Below are 22397 nucleotides of genomic sequence, written 5' to 3'. Positions count from 1 at the left end.
CGGACCGTAGGTCCGCTGAGAGCGGGGGAGGGTTAGGGTGGGGGTAAGTGAGCGAGGGCTAAGCCGCCGCCTCCCGCCGCTCCCGTGCCCGCAGGTCGACCATCGCCAGGACGGCGCGCAGCATCGGCACGTCCACGCCGGTCCGTTCGGCCAGTTCGATCACCGATCCCAGGATGGCGTCCAGTTCCAGCCGCCTGCCGGCCTCATAGTCCTGGAGCATCGAGGTCTTGAAGTCGCCGACGCCGGCGGCCATGGCGATGCGTTCGTCGACGCTGGTGGTGAAGACCATCCCCAGCCTCTCCGCCACCGCCTTGGCCTCCAGCATCATGGCGCGGCCGGTCTCGCGCGTGCCGGGGTCGTTGCACAGGCGGCCGAGCGTCGATCCGGTCAGCACGCTCAGGGGATTGAAGGCGAGGTTGCCCCACAGCTTCACCCAGATCGCCTGCCGGATGTCGGCGGTCTTCGCCGGCTGGAATCCCGCCTGCCCGAACAGCGTCACGACGCGGTCGACCGCAGGATTGTCCCTATTGGCGGCGTCACCGAAGACGAAACGCTGGTCGCTGACATGGCGGATACGGCAGGGACCGTCGCCTTCCACCGCGACGAAGCTGGTCGCCCCCACCACCCGGTCGGGATCGATGGAGCGCCAGAGCAGCCCGTCGGGGTCGACGCTGGCGAGCGGCCGGTCGGCCAGCGGCTCCGGCTGGCGGTGCGGGTACCACCACGGAATGCCGTTGACCATCGGCACCAGGGCGGTCTCCGGTCCCAGCAACGGGGCCAGCGTGTCGATGGTGCCGCGCAGCGCATGGGCCTTGACGCAGAGGAACACCAGATCCTGCGGTCCCAGCGACAGGCTGTCGTCGGTGACGCGGGGGCTGAGCCGGGCGACGCGGTTCAGCGGCGTCACCATGGTCAGGCCGTTGCGGCGGATGGCGGATGCCGCGTTCGGCCGGGCGACCAGCGTCACCTCGGCCTCGGTGGCGCCCAGCCGGGCGGCCAGCAGGCCGCCGACGGCGCCGGCGCCGATGATGGCGACCTTCATTCAGTGCGCTCCCGCCAGGCCGGAGCCCGTTTTGACTTTTTGCAGGTCGTCCGGGATGTGCCAGGACTTCCCCGGAATGGCGTCGAGCAGGCTGCGGGTGTAGGCGTCGCGCGGGTGGGTGAAGACCTCCCGCGCGGTGCCCATCTCGACGATCCTGCCGCGGCGCATCACGGCGATGGTGTCGCAGACCTGGGCCGCCACCCGCAGGTCGTGGGTGATGAACAGCATGGCGAGATTCAGCCGCCGTCGGATGTCGTCCAGCAGTTCCAGCACCTGTCCCTGCACCGAGACGTCGAGCGCCGAGACCGGCTCGTCCGCCACCAGCAGCTTCGGCTCCATGGCGAGCGCGCGGGCGATGCCGATGCGCTGGCGCTGGCCGCCGGAGAACTCGTGCGGGAAGCGGTCGGCCGCCGAGCCGTCGAGTCCGACCAGCGCCAGCAGCTCGCGGGCACGGGTCAGGGCCCTGGTCCGGTCCTCGCCGAAGGCCACCGGCCCTTGCGCGACGATGTCGCCGACGCGGTGGCGCGGGTTCAGCGAGGCGTAGGGGTCCTGGAATACCATCTGCACTGCCCGGCGGTAGGGCCGGAAGCCCTTGCGGTCGAGCGCCAGCAGGTCGGTGCCCTCGAACAGGATGCGGCCCGAATCCGGCTTGATCAGCCCGACGATGGAACGGCCGAGCGTCGATTTGCCCGATCCGGATTCGCCGACCAGCCCGACGGTCTCGCCGGGATGGATGGTCAGAGACAGGTCGTCGCCGGCAACGACTTCCTTCGACTTCTTGAACAGGCCGCCGCCGACATGGAAGACCTTGCGCACCTTGTCGGCGACCAGCAGCGGCGCGCCGGCCTTGGCATGGTCGTCGCGGTGCTCGATGTAGTGCGGGACCGAGGCGATCAGCTGGCGGGTGTAGGCATGCTGCGGCCGGTTCAGCACATCCGACGCCGCACCGTATTCCACCAGCTTGCCGTGGCGCATCACCGCCACCCGGTGGGCGATCTCCGCCACCACGCCGAAATCATGGGTGATGAACATCATGCCCATGTGACGCTCGGCCTGGATCGAGCGGATCAGGTCGAGGATCTGCTTCTGGGTGGTGACGTCCAGCGCCGTGGTCGGCTCGTCGGCGATCAGGATGTCGGGCTGGCAGGCCAGCGCCATGGCGATCATCACGCGCTGGCGCTGGCCGCCCGACAGGCGGAAGGGATAGGCCTCGGCCAGTTCGGCCGGGTTGGGCAGCCCGACCTGGTCCAGCAGCTCGACCACGCGGGCGCGGCGGGCGGGGGCGGGCAGGGCGGTGTGTTCGCGCAAGGACTCGCCGATCTGGCGGCCGACCCGCATCAATGGGTTCAGCGCCGTCATCGGCTCCTGGAACACCATGGCGATGCGGCCGCCGCGAAGGCTGCGCTGCTCCGCCTCCGGCATGGCCAGCACGTCCTTGCCCTTGAACAGCAGGCTGCCGCCGGCGACCCGGACATGGGGGGCGGGCAGCAGGCCCATCATGGCATGCGCGGTCATCGATTTGCCGGAGCCGGACTCGCCGACCACGCAGAGGATCTCGTCGGGGTTCAGGGTGAAGGTCAGGTTGTCCACCGCCAGCGGGCGGTCGGCGCCCGGCGGCAGCGCGATGCTGAGGCCGCGCACATCGAGAAGCGGCGTGATCATGGCGGCGGTCTCCGGCGGGGTGCGCATCAGGTCGAACTGGCTCATCGCATCACCCCCGCGACCGGGCGAGCTTCGGGTTCAGGGCGTCGTTCAGCCCCTCGCCGACCAGGTTCAGCGCCAGCACGGTCAGCACGATGGCGAGGCCGGGGAAAACGCTCATCCACCAGGCCTGCCGGATCACCGTGCGGGCGGCGCCGATCATGTAGCCCCAGCTCATCGCGTTGGGATCGCCCAAGCCGAGGAAGCTCAGCGAGCTTTCCAGCAGGATGGCGGTCGCGACCATCAGCGAGGCCGACACGATGATCGGCGACAGGCTGTTGGGCAGGATCTGGCGCAGGATGATGGTGCCGTTGCTCTGGCCGGTGGTGATGGCGGCCTGGACGAACTCGCGCGAGCGCAGGCTGAGGAACTCGGCGCGGGACAACCGTGCCAGCGGCGGCCAGCTGACGATGGCGATGGCGGCGACGATGGTGGTCAGGCTGGGGGTGAAGATGGCGACCAGCACCACGGCCAGCACGAAGTTGGGGATGGTCTGGAACAGCTCGGTAAAGCGCATGATCGCGTCGTCCACCTTGCCGCCATGGAAGCCGGCCAGCGCCCCCAGCGTGACGCCGATGGCCAGCGCCGCGGCGGTGGAGGTCAGGCCGATCAGCAGCGACACCCGCGCCCCATGGGCGATGCCCGACGCGATGTCGCGGCCCAGCATGTCGGATCCCAGCAGGGCGTCTTCGGACAGCGGCGGCTGGAAAGGCGCCGTCGCCATTTCCCACGGGTCGCCGGGGAAGAAGACCGAGGCGAAGACGGCCAGCACGACGATGGCGATCAGGATGACCAGCCCCAGGACCGCGCCCTTGTTGCGGACGAAGGCCCGCCAGAAATCGGAGTTCATCATTGCGACACCTGGATTCGCGGATCGACGAGGCCGTAGAGGATGTCGGTCAGGATGTTGAAGAGGATCACCATGATCGACGTGACCAGGAAGATGCCCAGCAGCACCTGATAGTCGCGCTGCAGCACCGCCTCGAAGGCCAGCCGGCCGATGCCGGGCCAGGCGAACACCGTCTCGATCAGGATGGAGCCGCCGACCAGCTGGCCGGCCTGGATGCCGGCCACGGTGATGACCGGCAGGATGGCGTTGCGCAGGACATGGCGGGTGACGATGCGGCTCTGCGTCAGCCCCTTGGCCTTGGCCGTCTTGACGAAGTCGAGGCCGCGCACCTCCAGCATCGAGGCGCGGGTCAGGCGCGCATAGCCCGCCATGTAGAACAGCGCCAGCGTGATGACCGGCAGGATCAGGTGGACGGCGACATCCGCCACATGAGCCAGCCCAGTATAGCCGGCGCCGATGGTCTCGTAGCCGAAGGCCGGCAGCCAGCCGAGCTGGATGGAGAACAGCAGGCTCAGCATCAGCCCGATCCAGTAGATCGGCGTCGCGTAGGCCAGGAGTGCCACGACGGTGATGGCGCTGTCGGCCCAGGTGCCGACGGCGACGGCGGCCAGCGTGCCGAGCGCCACCCCGGCGGCGAGCGCCAGCAGGAAGGCGGTCAGCGTCAGCACCAGGGTGGCCGGCAGCCGTTCCGCCAGGATGTCCCAGACCGGCCGCTGCTGGCGGTAGGAGAAGCCGAGATCACCCCGCACGACCTTGCCGACATAGGTGCCGAGCTGTTCGTAGAGCGGCCGGTCGAGCCCGAACTGCTCGCGCAGCTGCGTCACGAACTTTTCGTCGGCGGCCCCCGCCTCGCCCGCCATCACCATGGCCGGGTCGCCGGGGGCGGCATGGACGAGGAAGAAGTTCATCACCACGATGGCGATCAGGATCGCGGCGGCCTTGACGAGGCGGCTCGCGAAGAGTTGGGCGAATCCCAGCATGGGCGTGGTCCTATTTCAATTGCCGCGCTCTGGCCTCTCTCCCGCTCACACGTAAGCGCAGATTCCCCCTCTCCCCCCCGGGGAGAGGGTCGGGGTGAGGGGGATGCATAGCGTGGATTCTCGGAGAAGGGCCGCCGCGCGTCCCCCTCACCCTAACCCTCTCCCCGGGGGGAGAGGGGATACTTCAAGGAGTCGGACGACTACTTCGCCAGCCAGACGCTTTCATAGGTGTCGTTGACACCGATGGCGGTCGTGTTGGCGTTCTTCACGCGCTTGTCGAGGAAGGTCGGGAATTCCATCTCCAGCAGCCACACCACCGGCAGGTCGTCGGACAGGATGCGCTGGACCTCGCTGTATTGCTCCTGGCGCTTGGCCGGGTCGTTCTCGCGCGAGGCCTGGTCGAACAGCTCGTCCACCTTCGGGTTGGAATAGCCCATGGTGTTGGTGAACAGAACGCCCTTGCGGATGTTCGACGAGATGTAGGTGCGGGCCACGCCCAGTGCCGGGTCGCCGTACTGGTAGAGGAAGTTGGTGGTGATCTCGTAATCCCAGTTGGCGACGCGCTGCGCCCAGCCGGCGGCGTCGGTGCTCTCCAGCACCACGGCGACGCCGACCTTGCCGAGCGCCTGCTTCAGATACTCGCCCAGACGGGTCCAGGTCTCGCCATAGGGCATCGGCATCAGCTTGACGGTGGCGCGCACGCCCTTGGCGTCGGGCTTCAGGCCCATCTCGTCCAGCAGGGCCTTGGCCTTGTCCGGGCTCGGCTCATAGGTCGTGACCTTGGGGTCGTAGAACTTGACCACCGAGTTGATCGGGCCGGTCGGCACCCGGCCGAGGCCGAACCAGATCTTGTCGCGGATGAACTTGCGGTCGATCGCGTAGGCGATCGCCTTGCGGAAACGCTTGTCGTCCAGCGGCTTGACCCGGTGGTTGATCTCCAGCCAGGCCATCGGCGCGACGAACTCGTAGCCCTCGGTGGTCAGGGTGACGTTGGGCAGCGTCTTCATGCGCGGAACCTCGAAGGGTTCCAGGTCGCTGTACTGGGTTTGCTGCACCTGCCCGCTTTCCAGCGCCAGCGAGCGGCTGGCGGCGTCCGGGATCACGCGGAAGGTGATGCCGTCGAGATAGGGCAGGTCCTTCTTGTAATAATCCTCGTTGCGGACGAGCTGGATGTAGCTGCCCTTGACCCATTCCTTCAGCTTGAACGGGCCGGTGCCGATCGGCGTATTGTTGGCCGGGTTAGCGCGGAAATCGCTGCCTTCATAGATATGGGCCGGGACGATCGGGGCCGACGACACCTCGAAGGCCTGGATGAAGGCCGGGAACGGCTCCTTCAGCTTGAATTCGACGGTGTGGTCGTCCAGCGCCTTGATCGACTCGCAGCGGCTGAACACGGCTCGCGCGCGCGGGTGGACCTCCATCAGGAACTTGGAGGTCGAGAAGACCACGTCGTTGGCGCTGAACGGCTTGCCGTCGTGCCACTTCACGTTCTGGTACAGCTTGAAGGTATAGGTCAGGCCGTCCGGCGACACTGTCCAGCTCTCGGCGAGCGACGGCATCGGGTTCAGCTTGCGGTCGTAGGTCAGCAGGCCCTGGTAGATCTTGCCGGCAACGGTCTGGGTCGGGCCCTGCTGGTTCAGGCCCAGCATCAGGGTCGGCGGCTCCGGCTGGACGATGGAGTTGAGGACACCGCCGCGGACCGGCGTCTCCTGGGCCATGGCTGGGGCGGCGACCAGGGCGGCGGTGCCGGGAATGGCGAGGGATGCTGCCAGCAGGCCGGCGGCGGCGGCGCGGTGGAGGCTGCGGCGGAAGCTGGCGGGGATACCGGAAAGGCGTCGTGTCATGCGGGTGTCCTCGTCTCCAGTGGTGTCGATGGTGTCGGCGACCCTGTCGTGTCGGTGTTTTTTGTTGGGAGGGTGTCGGTTGGCGAGGCCCCCCACCCCAACCCTCCCCCGCTGGGCGGGGGAGGGGGCAAGTGCTTAGGCGGGAGAGCGGCGGCAGTCCCTCCCCCGCCCAGCGGGGGAGGTTAGGTGGGGGTCTAACCTACCCACACTTACCGCGGCCCGGTCGGGCCGGTGGTGCCGTCCAGCCAGCGCAGCAGCGAGTCCCATTCCAGGACGCCGGCGCGCGGATAGGCGCGCTCATACTGCTGGGCGGTGTGCTCGCACACCTCGGGCGACGGGTAGATCAGCGGACGGCCGCCGGCCATCGCCATGATCTGCTGCTTGCAGGCCTGCTCCAGGTAGTACATCAGCACGGCGGCCTCGGCGACGTCCTGGCCGACGGTCAGCAGGCCGTGGTTGCGCAGGATCATGCTGTGATGGTTGCCGAGGTCGGCGACCAGCCGCTCGCGCTCGGCCAGATCGAGTGCGATGCCTTCGTAGCTGTGATAGGCGATGCGGTTGTACCAGCGCAGCGAATGCTGGGTGATCGGCAGCAGCCCGTCGGCCTGGGCGCTGACCGCCATGCCGGCGTCGGTGTGCAGGTGGATGACGGCGCCGACGTCCGGGCGGGCGTGGTGCACCGCGCTGTGGATGGTGAAGCCGGCCGGGTTGATCTCGTCGCCGTCGCGGCGGTCCACCAGATTGCCGTCGATGTCGACCTTCACGAGGTTGTCGGGCGTCACCTCGTGGAACATCAGGCCATAGGGGTTGATCAGGAAATGGTCGGGCGTGTCGGGAATCCGCGCCGACATGTGGGTGTAGATCAGGTCGGTCATGCCGAGCCGGTCGAACAGCTTGTAGGCGGCAGCCAGATCGGTGCGGGCCTTCCACTCCACGTCGGAACAGTCGCGGGTGGCGTGCGGAGCGTGGGCGGCGTTTGCTTTCAGGGGAACGGCGATCATCGGGCGGGTCTCGTCAGGGAGGGGGTCAGATGGGTTCCAGGCCGCACCAGCCGGCGATGAACAGCGCCAGCACGCGGGTCACGTCGCGGACGCTGTCCAGCGACACCGATTCGTCGATGCCATGGATGCGCGTCGCCTCCGGGCCGTAGCAGGTGGCGGGCGTGTCGCCATAGAACTGGAAGAAGCGGGCGTCGGTGGTGCAGGTCAGCGCCACCAGCTCCGGATCGCCGCCGCGCACGGCGCGGTGGCTGTCGGCCAGCAGGGTCACCAGCGGGTGCGCCGGGTCGATCTCGCAGCCGGCGGCCTGGAAGCCGTTCCACTGAAGCTCGATCCCCACGCCGGACAGGGCCGGGTCGGTGGAGCGCGCCTGCTCCACCGCCCGGGTCACCTCGGCGCGGACCGCCTCCGGCTCCTGCCCGGGGAAGAAGCCGAGCCGGAGGTCGAGCGCGCAGCGCGTCGGGACCGACGACGGCCACTCGCCGCCCTCGATCCGGCCGAGATTGACGTTGACGGGATGGGCATGGCCGCAGAAGGCGGGATGGCGGCAGGACGGCTCGTTCCACCGCACCTCCAGCGCCTTCAGGTGGGCAGCCAGGGCATAGGCCGCCTCGATCGCGTTCGTCCCGGCCGAGGTGTCCAGCACATGGGCCGGCGTGCCGGTCAGCACCAGCCGCAGCCACATCACGCCGACCTGGGCGATGGAGATGGAATGGTTGAACGGCTCCGGGATCACCGCCGCGTCGGCACGGTAGCCGCGATGCAGGCAGGCGAGCGCGCCGTTGCCGGTGCATTCCTCCTCGATCACCGATTGCAGATAGACCGGCGCGGCCGGCTGGTAGCCCAGGCTGCGCAATGCTGAAAAGGCGGCGGTGTAGGCGGCGATGCCGGCCTTCATGTCGCCGGCGCCGCGGCCGTAGAGCCGCCCGTCGGCGATCCGCGGTTCGAAGGGCGGGGTGGTCCACAGCTCCGCCGGGCCGGCCGGCACCACGTCGATGTGGCCGTTCAGGATCAGCGAGCGGCCCTTCGCCTCGCGCGGCCGATGCACGCCGACGACGTTCTCGCGGCCGGCATAGGCGCCGGGGAGAACCGGCGGCGAGAAGCCCGGCAGGCGGGAGATCGCCTGTTCGTCGATGTCGAAGCGGTCGACCTCCAGCCCCAGGCGGGCGAAGCGGTCGGCCATCAGCGCCTGCGCTGAGGATTCCTCCCCCAGCAGCGAGGGCTGGCGGACGAGGTCGGAGAGGTGAGCGACGCAATCGCCCTGCGCCGCGTCGGCGGCATCCAGGATCGCGGCGCGCAGGCCGCTATCCGGCAACGCATGGTCGAGACTGTCGGCCGTATCCCGTGTCATTCCAAATCCTCTGCCCAAATCCTCTGCCCGAGTCCTCTTCGCCACTGCGTCGTGAGTGCAGGGGCGGGTGAAAAAAGACGAAGCAGTTGCGTCACGGCCTATCCCCAATGGATATGGCCGCCATAACGGCGCGTTCTGTAAGGTCCGGCTTGGCGATGCTTGAAGGCCGCCATATGCCGATTAGGCAACCGTCCAATCGATCAGGCAAATAAGCATTTTTCATTTCGCCCATGAATCTGATTTATGCCGCAGTTGCTCACAACGCATTCATGTGCGTAGAATTTGGGCGGCAGGACGGATGCACCGGAAGCGGGCAGCGATGGAGAGGGCGAGGCGGTGAACGAAACCGAGGCGGAACGGCAGGCTTTGGCCCGACTGGGCCAGCAGATGGACTGGAACCTGCTGCGCACCTTCATGGTGATCGTGCAGGAGGGCAGCATCACCAAGGCCGCGGTCCGCCTGTTTTTGACGCAGCCGGCGGTCAGCCTCGCGTTGAAGCGGCTGGAGGAGCAGCTCGGCCGTACGCTGGTCGACCGCGGTCCCGGACGATTCGCCGTCACCGCCGCCGGCGAGCAGGTCTACGACGAGGCGGTGTCGATCCATGCCACCGTGTCGCGGCTGGGCGCCCTGGTGCGCGACGCCAAGGACGAGGTCAGCGGCCATGTCCACATCCTGATGACCAGCCGCATCCAGACCCCGCTGCTCGACCGCTCGCTGCGGGAGTTTCACCGGATGTACCCGCTGGTGACCTTCCGCATCGACGTCATGGCCTCGGCCGACGCGCACATCGCGTTGCAGCAGCGGGTCGGCGCCATGGCGATCTGCCTCCTGCGCGAACCGATCCCCGGCCTGTCCAGCCGGATCTTCCTGCGCCAGACCTATCGCCTCTACTGCGGTCCCGACTTCCGCCTGTTCGGCCGGCGCGACATCGACATCGCCGAACTGCGCCACGAGAGTTTCGTGTCCTTCACCTCCGACCAGATCGACGGCGCCCTGTCGCCGCTGACCCTGTTCCGCGCGCGGGAAAGCTTCGCCGGCCGCGTCGTCGCGTCGTCCGCCAACCTGGAGGAGGTGCGGCGGATGATCGTCTGCGGCCTCGGCATCGGCCCGCTGCCGGAACACATCGCCGCCCGCGACGTCGCCGACGGCCTGCTGTGGGAGCTGCCGCCCTATGAGGGCATCGCTCCGGTCAACGTCCATCTGATCTGGAACGAGCAGGCCAAGCTGAACCGGGCCGAGCGTGCGTTCCTCGACTATCTTCAGACGGCACTGGCGACGGCGCCGGCCAGGGAACTCGCCGGCGAGGCGACGGATCCGATGTCGGCGGCAGTTTCCCAGCCTGCAAGTTTGTGAGGAACGCATCCGTGACGAATGGCCCGCCCGGCCGTTGTTGTCCATGACGGCCGGCTCCGGCCGGTCGAACCCACGGATTCAGGAGGACGTCATGGACGAGGATCGGGCCAAGGGCGCCATGGACAAGGCCAAGGGCGCCATCAAGCAGGGCGTCGGCAACGTCACCGGCGACGAGAAGATGAAGGCCGAAGGTGCCGCCGACAAGGCGAAGGGCAAGGTCGAGAATGCCGTCGGCGGAGCCAAGGACGCCTTGCGCGGCAAGAGCTGACGCCGTCTCGCGCGGCAAGGATCGATTGTCTAGGAAGCCCCGCGGCAGCAATTGCCGCGGGGTTCCGCGTTCAAGGTGTCTGAAACGTCCTGAACGCGAGGGGCACCGCGACGCGCATCACGTCGATGAAGCGGCGCAGGCGGGCCGGCTGGTGGCGGACCGGCGGATAGACCAGGCTGACCGGCAGCGTGGCCGCCTGCCATTCCGGCACCAGCTGCACGAGCCGGCGTGCCGCCAGATCCTCCACCAGCGCCCATTGCGAGCCGATGGCGACACCCAGCCCGAGGATCGCGGCGTTGCGGATCGCCTGCAGCCCGTCGGTCGACAGGCGCGGCCGGATGCTGAAGCGCGCCGTCTCGCCGGTTCCGGCATGGGTCAGCGTCACCTCGTCCCGATAGAAGGTGTGCAGCGCCAGCCACGGCAGGTCCGCCAACTCGTCCGGTCGTTGCGGCAGCGGACGGCCGCCGAGCAGGGTGGGGGAGGCGACGACGATGCGCGGCACCTCGGCCAGCCGCAGGGCGACGACGGACGGGTCGAGGATCTCGCCGACGCGGATGGCGCAGTCGATGCCCTCGCCGATGAAGTCGGGCATGCGGTCGTGCAGGAGCCATTCCACCGTCATCCGCGGATAGCGGCGCAGATACTCCGCCACCGGCCCGACCAGCTGCTGCTGTCCGAAGGCATGCGGCGCCACCACCCGCAGATGGCCGGCCGGCTGGTCGTCGGCGCCGCGAACGTCGCTTTCCAGGATTTGCCAGTCGGCGAGCAGATCCTTGGCCCGCTCGAAACAGCGCGTCCCGTCCTCCGTCAGGTTCATCCGGTGGGTGGAGCGCTGCAGCAACCGGACGCCCAGCAGGCGTTCCAGCTGCTGCAGGCGGCGGCTGACCGTCGGCTGGGTGCTGCCCAGCTGCGCCGCCGCCGCCGACAGGCTGCCGGATTCGACGATGCGGACGAAGGTCTCCAGCAGGGCGATGCGATCGCTGCCGATCGCCGAAAGATCATGGCTCATACGTTCAACGTATAGCAAATCTACACCTGCTCCGGCTACCGTCGCCAGCGCGCCGCCGCCATACTCACCCTCAATCACGGTCATGACGGTCCTGACAGGACGTCCTTGAGGGGTTCAAACGATGTCGACCATTCAATCCGCGCATGCAAGCCCGGTCATCCTGGCACCGGCGCGCGACGCCGGGATAAGCCGGCCCCTGGTCTTCCTGATGGCGGCGGGCGCCGGTCTGGCGGTGGCGTCCCTCTATTACAGCCAGCCCATGCTCGGCGTTCTCGGCGCCGACATCGGGGCCGCCGACCAGACGGTCGGCTGGGTGCCGACGCTGACGCAACTCGGCTACGCCTTCGGCATCCTGCTGCTGGCGCCGCTGGGCGACCGCATCGACCGCCGCCGCATCATCCTGGCGAAGACCGCCATCCTGGCTGCGGCGCTGCTGACGGCGGGCTTCGCGCCTTCCATCGGCGGGTTGCTGGCGGCGAGCCTGGTCCTGGGCCTGTCGGCGACGCTGGCGCAGGACATCGTTCCCGCCGCAGCCACCCTGGCTCCGGCGGAACATCGCGGCCGGGTGGTCGGCACGGTGATGACCGGGTTGCTGCTGGGCATCCTGCTGTCGCGGGTGGTCAGCGGCGTCATCGCCGAGCATTACGGCTGGCGCGCCGTGTTCGTGGCGGCGGCCGGCAGCATCGCGCTGCTGGGCGTGGCGCTGTGGCGCGGGTTGCCGCGCTTCAAGCCGACGACCGATCTTGGGTACGGTGAACTGCTGGGTTCGCTGGTCACGCTGTGGGCCCGCCATCCGGGGCTGCGCCGGGCGGCGATCGCCCAGGGCCTGCTGTCGGTGGGCTTCAGCGCCTTCTGGTCGACCCTGGCGGTGATGCTGCACGGTGCGCCGTTCCATCTGGGTGCCGCCGCGGCCGGTGCCTTCGGGCTGGCCGGAGCGGCGGGTGCGCTGGTGGCGCCGGTGGCGGGCCGCATCGCCGACAGCCGCGGCCCGGCCCTGATGACCCGGCTGGGCGCCGGGCTGGCCGCCCTGTCCTTCGCCGCCATGGCCCTGTCGCCTCTGCTGCCCGAAGGAGGCCGCCTGTGGCTGCTGGTGGCGAGCGCCGTCGGTTTCGACCTGGGCGTCCAGGCCTCGCTGATCTCCCACCAGACCATCGTCTACGGCATCGACCCGGCCGCCCGCAGCCGCCTGAACGCGGTGCTGATGGTCGGCATGTTCATTGGCATGGCTGCCGGCGCCACGTTGGGCAGCCAGGCGCTGGCGATCTGGGGCTGGAATGGCGTGATCGCCGTCGCCACCGCCGCCTCGACCGCCGCCCTGATCCTGCGTCTCTTCACCCGCTCCGACCGCTGACCCCTTCTCCTGCCACAAGCCTCCGGCATCATGCGACATCGCATGATGCCGGAGGCTTTTCTATGTCCGTAGCCCCGCCGCCATCTCGACGAAGTCGATCAGGGAGGCGGCATAATGTTCGGGCGTGATGCCGCGGCGGCGGTGCTTGGCCCGCTTGACGTACCAGTCCTGCAGCATCGGCTTGATCAGCGCGGCGGTCATCGCCACGTCCGGCACCCTGAATCGGCCACGGGCGACCCCTTCGGCCAGCGCGTCGGCGATCATGCTTTCGGTCATCATCTCGCTGCCGATCGCAAGGTCGCGCCCCTCCTTGGAGAAGGCCTTCGCCTCCATGTAGGCGAAGACGAACCAGGGATGCATGGTCTCGGTCAAGAACAGGTGGGTCTCCAGCAGCCAGCGCAGCCGGGCCGCCGGATCGGTCGCCAAGGCGTCCGGCGGGCGGCCCAGCACCTCCTCCACCGCGCCGACCACCTGGTTCAGGATCATCAGCAACAGCGTGTCCTTGCCGTCGAAATAGGCGTAGAGCGCCCCCATGCTCAGCCCCGACTGTTCGGCCAGGTCGCGCAGGCTCATGGAATGGAAACCCTTGCGGTTCGCCAGCGTCAGGGTGGTCTCGACGATGCGCGCGAGGTTGGCGACGGCGACGGCCGGCTTCTTCACCCGGATGGTCGCGGCATGGCGCTCCAGGATGCGGGCGCACAGCGCTTCCATCGACAGGTCGAACCGTGCCTGGAACTCCTGTACGCTGCCCATTCCGCTTTGCTCCGTCTTGCGTGCCGTTGATCGATGTCCCGGCCCGGGGACCGGCCGCTACATAAGGCGAGCGCCCGTTCGGTTTTTCAAGACGTCCGTTGCGGAACGCTCCGCACCCTGCTGGGCGATCCTTGGGCTTTCGATGGTATTGGAGTGATCATGGCCACAATGCTCACCAGCAACGGGCAAGTCACCATTCCCAAGCCGATTCGCGACCTTTTGGGCCTCAAGCCCGGTAGCGCGGTGGAATTCGAGATTGCGGAGGACGGGCGCGTTGTCCTGAGACGGGCGGACCGAACGGCACCGGTAAGGAGCCGGTTCGAGCGGCTGCGGGGCCGGGCCACGGCGGGTCTGACCACGGATCAGATCATGGCGCTGACTCGGGGCGCGGACTGATCGCCCGATGGCGATGGTCAAAACCAATGTGCTTCTCGACCTCATGCGGCGGTGCTCGGGCTGCCGCAGCTGACCGGCGATGCCAAACGCTGTCGTTCGTATTCCCCTCTGCTGCTCCAATGGCTCCGGAGGCGCGATAGCCTCGATAGGCTCGTCTACAGACCGGTCCCGCGCCGCCAAGCCGGTTCCGACAGGCGATCGATCAGGAAGTCGGCCAGCACGCCGATTTTCGCCGGGCGGGAGCGGGCCGACGGCGTGACGAAATAGAGGCCTCCCTTCGGCAGCGACCAGTCGGTCAGGATGGCGGTGAGCCGTCCATCGGCCAGGAGGTCCGCCGCCATGAATTCCGGCAGTTCGGCGATGGCCAGCCCCTCCAGCAGCATCGGCACCAATGCGTCGGCGTTGGTGACGCGCAGCGGGCCGGTGGGCGTGACGCTCTCCTCCTCGCCGGCGCTGTTGGTGAAGCGCCAGATGTCCTGCCGGCGGCGATAGGCATAGCCCAGGCAATGATGGCCGTTCAGTTCGCGGGGATGCCGGGGTTCGCCATGGCGGGCAAGATAGCTCGGCGCGGCAAGCACCACCGGCGCTACCCCGCACAGCCGCCGCGCCACCAGCGAGCTGTCGGGCAGAACGGCGATACGCAGGGCGGCATCGAAGCCGTCGCCGACCAGATCGACGGCGGCGTCGCTGAGATGCAGGTCGATGGAAATCTCCGGATAGAGGCGGAAGAAATCCGGCAGCAAGGGCGCCACCCAGCGCAGGCCGAACGACATCGGCACCGCCAGGCGGATCAGGCCGCGCGGCCGGCTGGACATCTCGCGCACGGCATTCTCCGCCGCCTCCGCTTCGTCATAGAGGCGGGTCGCCCGCTCGGCCAGGGAATGGCCGAAATCGGTCAGGGCCAGCCGGCGGGAGGTGCGGTTGAACAGCCTCGCGCCCAGCCGCTCTTCGAGCCGGCCCACGGCCCGCGACACGGTGGCGACCGACACGCCCATGGTGCGGGCCGCACCGGCGAAGGATCGTTCTTCCACCACCTTGGCGAACATCGCCAGCCCCTCGAAATCCGGCAGCTTCGACATCGACAATCCTGCAACGATGATTTTCAGTCATTTCTATTTCGATGGGTACGCGTCGTCGATAGCTTTGTCTCCAGCGAACAACGCAATTCCAAGGAGACTTCGGATGTCACGCAAACTCGATGGCAAGATCGCCCTCGTCACCGGCGCCACCAGCGGCATCGGCCTCGCCGCGGCCAGGCGCTTCGCCGCCGAAGGCGCCACCGTCTATCTCACCGGCCGCCGCCAGTCCGAACTGGAGGCCGCGGTCGCGGCGATCCGCAGCGCCGGCGGCACGGCGACGGGAGTGCAGGCCGACTCCTCCAACCTCACCGATCTCGACCGGCTCTATGCCCAAATCCAAAGCGAAGCGGGCCGGCTCGACGTGCTCTACGCCAATGCCGGCGGCGGCGGCATGCTGCCGCTGGGCTCCATCACCGAGGAGCAGTATGACGATACCTTCAACCGCAATGTGAAAGGCGTGCTGTTCACCGTGCAGAAGGCGCTGCCGCTGCTGGGCAAGGGTGCGTCGGTGATCCTGGCCGGCTCCACCGCCGGCAGCATGGGCACGGCGGCCTTCAGCGTCTACAGCGCCAGCAAGGCGGCGGTGCGCAACTTCGCCCGCAGCTGGATCCTGGACCTGAAGGACCGCGGCATCCGCATCAACACGCTCAGCCCCGGTCCGATCCGCACGCCGGGCCTGGTCGAACTGGCCGGTCCCGACGCGGCACAGCAGCAGGGGCTGGTGGATTACCTGGCCGCCCAGGTGCCGCTGGGCCGGGTCGGCGACGCCGACGAGATCGCCAAGGCCGCCGTCTTCCTGGCGTCCGACGACAGCAGCTTCATCAACGGCGTCGAGCTGTTCGCCGACGGCGGGATGGCCCAGGTCTGACCGCGAGACAACGCGAGCCATGGCATCGTCCGACCGATGCCGGCGCTTCGATCGGCCCCCGTGCGACGGCGTTGCAGAACGCCGCCGCGCAGGGGCCGATCCCTCTTTGTCTGCATGGATCGACGGATGACCGCACACCCCCAGATCAGGGGCATCGACACGCATGCCCAGATCTTCCGCCCCGACCTACCGATGGCGGCGGGCCGACGCTACAGCCCGGCCCATGCGGCGGAACTCTTGGACTGACTCTCGCTGCAGGATCGGGCGGGATTCAGCCATGGCGTGCTGCTCCAGCCCAGCTTCCTCGGTACCGACAACAGTTTCATCGAGGTCGCGCTGCGCCCACATCCGCAGCGGCTGCGCGTGGTCGCGAATTGGAGGATTACACGACGGCGCACAGGCAGGATTTCTTCCGTCGCCTCGCCGCCCGCCGCTGGCAGGTCGAAATCCAGCGCCGCTTCGACGACCTCGCGGAGGTCGTCCCCGCCATCGCCGCCGTTGGCGCGACCGTGGTGATCGACCATTTTGGCCTGCCGCAGGGTGGAATCGATCCGGCGAACCGCCGCACCGAACGCCCGCCGTTTGGATCGAGCTCCCCGCCCCTTACCGTGCCGGGCTGACGCTGGAGCCGGCGTCGCGGAGCGTCGATCTGCTGCGTGAGGCCTGCGAACGTCGTGCTGACCGTCGTGCTCTGATCGGCGGGATCGGATCGAGATCCGATCCGACGCCCGAATTCGCTGATGGCATCCGCCGATGCATGCCTCGGCTGGTCGTGGCTACGAGTTGGTCGTAACCGCGGCCGCCGGGGGGCGTCCCCGCCCGCGGGCACGCTTCGGCGGTTGCCAGCCGAGCCGCGCCGAGACGAGTTCGGCGTGCTCGATCACCTTGGGGGCGAGTTCGAGTGCGCGGGTCTCGGTGATCCGCCGGTCCGGCCCGCTCACGCTGATCGCCGCGAACACGCGGCCTGAACTGTTGCGGATCGGAGCGGCGACGCAGCGCACGCCGGCTTCCATCTCGCCGTTGTCGATCGCATAGCCCCGCTCCCGGATGCGGATGAGCTCGGCTCTGAGCGCGGTCGGATCCGTGATGGTGTTGCGCGTGTAGGCCGGCAGGCCGAGACCGCAAATCCGGTCGATCACCTGTTCTTCCTGGAAGGCGAGCGCGGCCTTGCCCACCCCGGTGCAGTGGCAGGGCGAGGATTCCATCACGATGGTCGAATTGTTCGGCCCGGACCGGCCGCCCAGCACCCGCTCCACGAAAGACATGCGCCAGCCGTCGAAAACGCAGAGATGCACGGATTCGCCGGTGGCCTGCCCAAGCAGCTCCACGAAGGTGCGGGCCTCGCGATGGATGTCCATGTTGATGAGAACGGCGGTGCCGAGTTCGAACAGCTTGAGGCCCAGTCGATATTCGAGGCGGTTGCCGTCCTGGTCGAGAAGACCGATCTGGCGGAGCGACAGCACCAACCGGTGCGCCGTCGAGCGCGGCAACCCCGATCGCTCGGCAATCTCCGAAACCGACAGGCTACGATCGACGGTCGAGAAGCACTCGAGAATCGTCATGATCTTCTGGAAGGACTTCACGCCGTAATCGGATGCCATGGGGGCTCGTCGGGGTCGTCACGATGGATTCCCTCGACGTTCTAGCGTGCCTTGGGGCGGGACGTCAGCCGGGAAATTGAGCGGGGGAGGAGCCGTCGCTCCTTCCCCCGCCGTCTCTCAGGCGTGTCGGGGCTTCAGCGCGAGCGCGGAAAGCCCCGAGAGGAGCGCCATTCCCACCATGTAGGCCGTCACGAGGGTCGTCGTGCCGTAACCCGCGAGGATTGCCGTGGCGACGAGCGGGGAAAGGCCGCCGCCGAGGATCGGCCCCAACTGCTGGACGAGCGACAGGCCGGAGTAGCGGATGCGCGCCGGGAAGAGCTCGCTGAAGAAGGCTCCCTGCGCCCCGTAGACCGAGCCGTGGCCGATCGCCAGACCAAGTGCGATGGCAAGCCAGATCATCCCGGTGTTGCCGGTGTCGAGCATCGGGAAGAAGACGAGGGCGAGCACGGCCTGGAAGCCCATGCCGATGACGTAGACCGCCTTGCGGCCGATGCGGTCTGACAGGGCGCCGAAAAAGGGCAGCGTGACGCATTCGAGCGCGCATCCGAGGAGAACGCCGTTCAGGATGGTCTGCTTCGGCAGGCCGAGCGTCGTCATGCAATAGGTGATCGCGACGACGGCATAGACGTTGAAAAGCCCGCTCTCGGCGATCTTGGCGCCGATGCCCAGCAGGATGTCGCGCCAATGGCCGGTGACCGCTTCGACGAGGGGCAGGCGTGCCGGCTTCTCCTCCTTCAGCATCTTGGCAAAGGCGGGCGTCTCGGAAATCCGCCGCCGGATGAAGACGCCGACGCCGACCAGGACGATCGAGAAGAGGAACGGCAGGCGCCAACCCCAGGAGAGAAAGACCTCTTCCGTCATCGCCGCCGACATGATCGACAGCAGCACGATCGGGATCAGGAAGCCGGCGGGCACCCCGATGTGCACGAGAGCGCTGTAATAGCCGCGCTTCTCCGGTGCGGCGTGTTCCACGGTCATCACCATGCCGCCACCATATTCGCCACCGAGACCGATGCCCTGAACGATCCGCAGGACGAGAAGCCCGATCGGTGCGAACACCCCGATCTGATCGTAGGACGGCATCAATCCGATCAGGACCGTGCCGAGACCCATCATCATGATCGTGATGAGCAACATGGCCTTACGGCCGACCCGGTCCCCGAAATGCCCGAACAGCATGCCGCCGATCGGCCTTGCGCAATAGCCGACGAAGAAGGTCGCGAAAGCCGCGAGCGACCCGACGAGCGGATCGGAGCTCGGGAAGAAGATTTTGTTGAACACCAGCGCCGTGGCGGTCGCGTAGAGCGTGAAGTCGTAATACTCGATCGCGTTCCCGATCGCGCTGGCGAATGCGACGCGCTTGACGAGCCCGCAGTCCGCATCCTCGACCACCGCATGTGCCGGTGGTTCGGCAAGGTCGATCCGACCGTCGAAAGCCTTCTGTGACATGTCCTTCCTCCCGGTCATCACAACGGAAAAGGCTGTGATGTGTTATCTCTCATTACGGGACAATGACGACACTCGTATCCGCTGCATGTCAACGGAGATTCGTCGCTGCATTGCCGAAACTGCGCGGCTAAAATCGTTTTGCCATGCAAAAAATACGCTGCTTTGCAGCAAGTTATTCGTTGTCTTGCTGAGAATCAAAATTCTCGGGCTTGACGCCTGCCCAATTCAAAATTAGCCTTTAACCCGCAATACGGGATAAAAGGAGATTTTCTATGGTGCCCTCACTGACGGGAATCATTCCGCCTCTCGTGACGCCGTTCACCGCAGAGGGACGGATCGACGAGAATGCCTTCCGCGACGTCGTCCGCTTCACGGTTTCCAAAGGCGTTCACGGGGTTTGCGTCGGCGGTTCGACCGGCGAAGGCCATACCTTGAAGACGGCGGAGCTTGCCCGCCTGATCGAGATCACCACGGAGGAGGTCGCCGGTCGCGTGCCGGTGGTCGCCGGCGTCATCGCCAATTCGACGGGCGATGCGATCGAGCGATCGAAGGCCGTTGCCGAATATCCGATCGCCGCGCTTCAGGTCACGCCCGTCCATTATGTCTTCAAACCGAGCGAGGACGCGACCGTCGACCATTTCGCCCGTCTGACCGACGCGGTCGAAGTGCCGGTGATCATCTACAACGTCATTCCCTGGAACTACCTGAGCCCGTCACTGCTCGTCCGCATCATGACAGACAATCCGGGCGTGATCGGCGTCAAGCAGAGTGCCGGCGACCTGAAGCTGATGGCCGACCTGATGATCACCGTGCCGGCCGGCAAGATCGTGCTGACGGCTGTCGATGCGCTTCTCTATCCTTCCTTCGCGATCGGCGCGCATGGCACGATAGCCGCCAACCCGGCTGCGGTCCCCGGCGTCTGCGTCGCTCTCTGGGATGCGGTGCAGCGCGGCGACCACAAGACCGCGCATGAGATTCATCGTGCCTTGCTGCGCTTCTGGAACACGATTTCCGCCGACAATCTGCCTGCGAACGTGAAATACGCGCTGGGCGTTCAGGGCTGCGCCGCCGGTCTGCCGCGGCGGCCGATGCCGGTCTCGACCGGCGAACAGCACCGCCTGATCGACGTCGCCCTCGCCGAGGTTCTGCGTTTCGATCCGACGACCATCCCGAAGGCCGCGGTCGCCTGACCGACGCCGGCCCGGACGCCGGACAATGGAAAGGGGCGCCGCCTGACCGGGGCGCCCCTGGAACGGTCAGGGTATCGAGGGCAGGATGGGCACCGCATCCTACTGTGTACGGCCTATCGGTAACTCGTCGCGGACGGCGGACGGGATTGACGGAGCGTCAGAAGTCGGCCTGTTCCGCCTCCAGATAGGCGAGGCTGACGTATTTGCCGATGTTGCTGTCCCAGCCTTTGGTCTCCGCGGCGCGGGAGGCGACGCGCGGGTCGGCCAGCACCGCGGCCTTCGCCTCCTCGACCGACCGGCCGGCCTTCACGGCGGCGACGCAGGGTTCGAAGATGCCCTCGAACAGGGCGCGTTGCCAGTCCGGCACGCCGGGGCCGGGCACGCCGTGGGCCGGCAGCCAGATGCGGGTGTCGCTGTCGGCGCGGAGCCGGTCCATGGTCTCGAAGGTGCCGAGATAGGAGCCGTCGTCCATGTTGGCGATGCGGCGGTCCATCATGATGTCGCCGACGCACATGACGCCGTCCTCCACCACCGAAACCGCCAGATCGGACGGGGTGTGGGCGGTGCCGTAATGGTGCAGGCGCAGGCGGACGTCGCCCAGCGACAGCTCGTCGCCATGGGCGGCGTCGCGGTTGGGGGCGACGATCCGCGTCCCGGCCGAGGCCTGTGCCGTCCATTTGACCATGGAGCTTTGCCAGAAGCTGCCCTGCACGCCCAGGATCGCCGCGCGCGTGCCGGGCAGGGCGTAGCGGGGCAGGTCCGCGCCGAACGCCTCGGCGAAGGCATGGTTTCCCAGCCAATGGTCGCCGTGATAATGGGTGTTGACGATGCCGACGACCGGCTTGGGCGTCAGTGTCCGCAGCATGCGGATCGCCATCTCGCCGATCTGGAGCGAGGCGCCGCTGTCGACGACGATCACGCCGTCGCGGCCGATGACGAAGGTGACGTTCGCCATCATCCCCTGGTTCTGCGGCGTCGGGAAGCCGTCGGGGGACTGGATGATCCAGACATGCGGGCTGACCCGGACCAGCGGCTGGTCGGGCACTGGCGGCCCCTTGACGAAGGCCTCCACCCCGGCGGCGAAGGCGCGGACCGCGGCAAGGCCGGGGAGGGCGGCCAGGGTGGCGGCCGTGCCGGTCAGCAGGCGGCGGGGCAGGCGAAGCATGCGGGCCTCCCTCTGGGCGTTGTTTGGATATTGCTTTGACTCATCGCGCCGCGACCGGCGGGACGGTGGCGATGCCGCCATTGCCCGTCCGCGCCGGGCGATCGATGGCGAAGTCGGTCAGCACGGCGCCGATCCACATCGACCACAGCACCAGCCATGCCGTCGCCGTGAAGATCGAGGCGCCGGACACCCCGGCCCCGACCGCGCAGCCGCCGGCCAGCACGCTGCCGAATCCCATCAGGCAGCCGCCGACGATGTAGCGCCGCATGGTGGAACCGTCGTTGAAGCCCTCCAGCCTGAGGTCGCGCCCGGCCAGACCGGCGAGGAAGGCGCCCAGCGCCACGCCGGGGATCAGCCCGGTGTCGAAGCCCCAGCGGGTGCCCGGCGGCGACAGCACCAGCATCAGGAAATCGGCCGAGGGCGCGGTGAAGCTCAGGGAATGGACGGTCACCGGGTCGAAGGCGGATGCTGCGGCCCGCCAGGTGAACCACCAGGCGGCGGCGACCGTCGCGCCGACCCCGGCCGCCCCCAGCCAGGACCAGCCCGACAAGCGGTTGCGCCGGGCGATCGCCACCCCGGCCGCGAGCCAGCCCATCCCGAACAGCAGCGCCCCGCCATGGCCGATGCCGGCCAGCGCCAGCAGGTCGCGCTGCTGGCCGCTGATCACCCACCAGCCGTTGACCGTCTCGCGCAGCGGCGCCAGGACGCCGCGCATCGCCGCCTGGGCGACCACCGCGAACACCAGCCCGGACAGCAGCGCCCGCAGATTGCCGGTCGCCGACAGCACCAGCATGCGGCTGGCGCAGGCCCGGGTCAGTGTCATGCCGCAGCCGAACATCAGCCCGCCGATCACCGCCCCCGACAGGCTGCCGGGATTGTTGAGCTGGCGGACGCTGCCGGTGTCGAACAGCCCGAGCAGGATCAGCCCCTGGGTCGCGATCAGCGCGGTGGAGAAGGCGATTAGCCACACCGCCAGCCGGTCGCCCAGCCGGCCATGCGCCACCTCCAGCGTCGAAGCGCGCAGGCAGAAGCGCGACCGCTGCGCCACGACCCCGAACAGCAGGCCGACCGCCAGCCCGCCCAGCGCCATGAAGCGGTCCTCGCCCAGGCTTTCCATCAGGGCGTCGAGGGTGAGACCCATGGCGGGAT

The 22397-nt window shown here is 68.0% G+C and carries 21 protein-coding genes; 7 read left to right on the top strand and 14 right to left on the bottom strand.

Annotation, left to right across the window (positions count from 1 at the left end; translation table 11 throughout):
- Positions 1–58: 58 nt before the first annotated feature.
- From JHL17_RS14960 to JHL17_RS14930, 7 genes are all read right to left on the bottom strand, one after another.
- Positions 59–1042, bottom strand: a complete 984-nt coding sequence (locus tag JHL17_RS14960) for a ketopantoate reductase family protein (RefSeq protein ID WP_200194283.1) — start codon at positions 1040–1042, stop codon at positions 59–61.
- Positions 1043–2749 (bottom strand): ABC transporter ATP-binding protein, encoded by a 1707-nt coding sequence (locus tag JHL17_RS14955; protein ID WP_200194282.1) that lies wholly within the window; start codon positions 2747–2749, stop codon positions 1043–1045.
- A gap of 4 nt (positions 2750–2753) precedes the next feature.
- Positions 2754–3596 carry an ABC transporter permease gene (locus JHL17_RS14950; protein WP_200194281.1) on the bottom strand — a complete coding sequence of 281 codons (843 nt, stop codon included), beginning with the start codon at positions 3594–3596 and terminating at the stop codon, positions 2754–2756.
- The gene (locus JHL17_RS14945) at positions 3593–4573 is read right to left on the bottom strand and encodes an ABC transporter permease (protein WP_200194280.1); all 981 of its coding nucleotides are present in this window, start codon (positions 4571–4573) and stop codon (positions 3593–3595) included. The genes JHL17_RS14950 and JHL17_RS14945 overlap by 4 nt, the downstream gene beginning before the upstream one ends.
- Before the next feature lie 200 nt (positions 4574–4773).
- Positions 4774–6417, bottom strand: coding sequence for an ABC transporter substrate-binding protein (locus JHL17_RS14940; protein WP_200194279.1), 1644 nt, complete (start codon positions 6415–6417; stop codon positions 4774–4776).
- Positions 6418–6626: 209 nt separating this feature from the next.
- Positions 6627–7418, bottom strand: a complete 792-nt coding sequence (locus JHL17_RS14935) for a class II aldolase/adducin family protein (protein ID WP_200194277.1) — start codon at positions 7416–7418, stop codon at positions 6627–6629.
- Positions 7419–7443: 25 nt separating this feature from the next.
- Positions 7444–8766 (bottom strand): M20 family metallopeptidase, encoded by a 1323-nt coding sequence (locus JHL17_RS14930; protein WP_200194276.1) that lies wholly within the window; start codon positions 8764–8766, stop codon positions 7444–7446.
- Positions 8767–9102: 336 nt separating this feature from the next.
- On the opposite strand from JHL17_RS14930, the gene JHL17_RS14925 reads away from it, so the two are divergent.
- Entirely contained in the window at positions 9103–10119 is a 1017-nt protein-coding gene (locus tag JHL17_RS14925) for a LysR family transcriptional regulator (RefSeq protein ID WP_345773819.1), read from the top strand.
- 91 nt (positions 10120–10210) lie between these two features.
- Positions 10211–10387, top strand: a complete 177-nt coding sequence (locus JHL17_RS14920; protein ID WP_200194275.1) for a CsbD family protein — start codon at positions 10211–10213, stop codon at positions 10385–10387.
- A gap of 70 nt (positions 10388–10457) precedes the next feature.
- On the opposite strand, the gene JHL17_RS14915 is transcribed toward JHL17_RS14920, so the two are convergent.
- Positions 10458–11396, bottom strand: coding sequence for a LysR family transcriptional regulator (locus JHL17_RS14915; RefSeq protein WP_247893545.1), 939 nt, complete (start codon positions 11394–11396; stop codon positions 10458–10460).
- 121 nt (positions 11397–11517) lie between these two features.
- Here JHL17_RS14915 and JHL17_RS14910 point away from each other — a divergent pair, with 121 nt between their 5' ends.
- Positions 11518–12747 carry an MFS transporter gene (locus JHL17_RS14910; RefSeq protein ID WP_200194273.1) on the top strand — a complete coding sequence of 410 codons (1230 nt, stop codon included), beginning with the start codon at positions 11518–11520 and terminating at the stop codon, positions 12745–12747.
- A gap of 60 nt (positions 12748–12807) precedes the next feature.
- Here the strand turns inward: JHL17_RS14910 and JHL17_RS14905 are convergent, their stop codons facing one another.
- A complete protein-coding gene (locus JHL17_RS14905; RefSeq protein ID WP_200194271.1) occupies positions 12808–13500 on the bottom strand; it encodes a TetR/AcrR family transcriptional regulator in 693 nt (230 codons plus the stop codon).
- 159 nt (positions 13501–13659) lie between these two features.
- Between JHL17_RS14905 and JHL17_RS14900 the strand changes: the two genes are divergently transcribed.
- Positions 13660–13896, top strand: coding sequence for an AbrB/MazE/SpoVT family DNA-binding domain-containing protein (locus JHL17_RS14900; RefSeq protein ID WP_200194270.1), 237 nt, complete (start codon positions 13660–13662; stop codon positions 13894–13896).
- A 155-nt stretch (positions 13897–14051) separates the two neighbouring features.
- On the opposite strand, the gene JHL17_RS14895 is transcribed toward JHL17_RS14900, so the two are convergent.
- A complete protein-coding gene (locus tag JHL17_RS14895) occupies positions 14052–14975 on the bottom strand; it encodes a LysR family transcriptional regulator (protein ID WP_200194269.1) in 924 nt (307 codons plus the stop codon).
- A gap of 103 nt (positions 14976–15078) precedes the next feature.
- On the opposite strand from JHL17_RS14895, the gene JHL17_RS14890 reads away from it, so the two are divergent.
- Positions 15079–15843 (top strand): SDR family NAD(P)-dependent oxidoreductase, encoded by a 765-nt coding sequence (locus tag JHL17_RS14890; RefSeq protein WP_200194268.1) that lies wholly within the window; start codon positions 15079–15081, stop codon positions 15841–15843.
- Between the two features lie 374 nt (positions 15844–16217).
- On the top strand, positions 16218–16463 hold the full coding sequence (locus JHL17_RS37040) for a hypothetical protein (RefSeq protein WP_247893544.1): 246 nt from the start codon (positions 16218–16220) through the stop codon (positions 16461–16463).
- A gap of 156 nt (positions 16464–16619) precedes the next feature.
- On the opposite strand, the gene JHL17_RS14880 is transcribed toward JHL17_RS37040, so the two are convergent.
- Both JHL17_RS14880 and JHL17_RS14875 read right to left on the bottom strand, forming a co-directional pair.
- Entirely contained in the window at positions 16620–17444 is an 825-nt protein-coding gene (locus tag JHL17_RS14880; protein WP_200194266.1) for an IclR family transcriptional regulator, read from the bottom strand.
- Between the two features lie 117 nt (positions 17445–17561).
- Positions 17562–18893 carry an MFS transporter gene (locus JHL17_RS14875; RefSeq protein ID WP_200194265.1) on the bottom strand — a complete coding sequence of 444 codons (1332 nt, stop codon included), beginning with the start codon at positions 18891–18893 and terminating at the stop codon, positions 17562–17564.
- Positions 18894–19165: 272 nt separating this feature from the next.
- Here JHL17_RS14875 and JHL17_RS14870 point away from each other — a divergent pair, with 272 nt between their 5' ends.
- Positions 19166–20083: a dihydrodipicolinate synthase family protein gene (locus tag JHL17_RS14870; protein ID WP_200194264.1), complete on the top strand. Its 918-nt coding sequence runs from the start codon at positions 19166–19168 to the stop codon at positions 20081–20083.
- A gap of 157 nt (positions 20084–20240) precedes the next feature.
- Here JHL17_RS14870 and JHL17_RS14865 read toward each other — a convergent pair whose 3' ends face one another.
- Together JHL17_RS14865 and JHL17_RS14860 are read right to left on the bottom strand one after the other, a co-directional pair.
- On the bottom strand, positions 20241–21248 hold the full coding sequence (locus JHL17_RS14865) for an MBL fold metallo-hydrolase (RefSeq protein ID WP_200194263.1): 1008 nt from the start codon (positions 21246–21248) through the stop codon (positions 20241–20243).
- Positions 21249–21288: 40 nt separating this feature from the next.
- Positions 21289–22389, bottom strand: coding sequence for a YeeE/YedE family protein (locus tag JHL17_RS14860; RefSeq protein WP_247893543.1), 1101 nt, complete (start codon positions 22387–22389; stop codon positions 21289–21291).
- Positions 22390–22397 lie beyond the last annotated feature (8 nt).

The organism is Azospirillum endophyticum (assembly GCF_016595245.1).
GTDB classification, from domain to species: domain Bacteria; phylum Pseudomonadota; class Alphaproteobacteria; order Azospirillales; family Azospirillaceae; genus Azospirillum; species Azospirillum endophyticum.
Note: the sequence above shows the minus strand (reverse complement) of the source record. Positions and strands in the feature narration are given on the sequence as shown.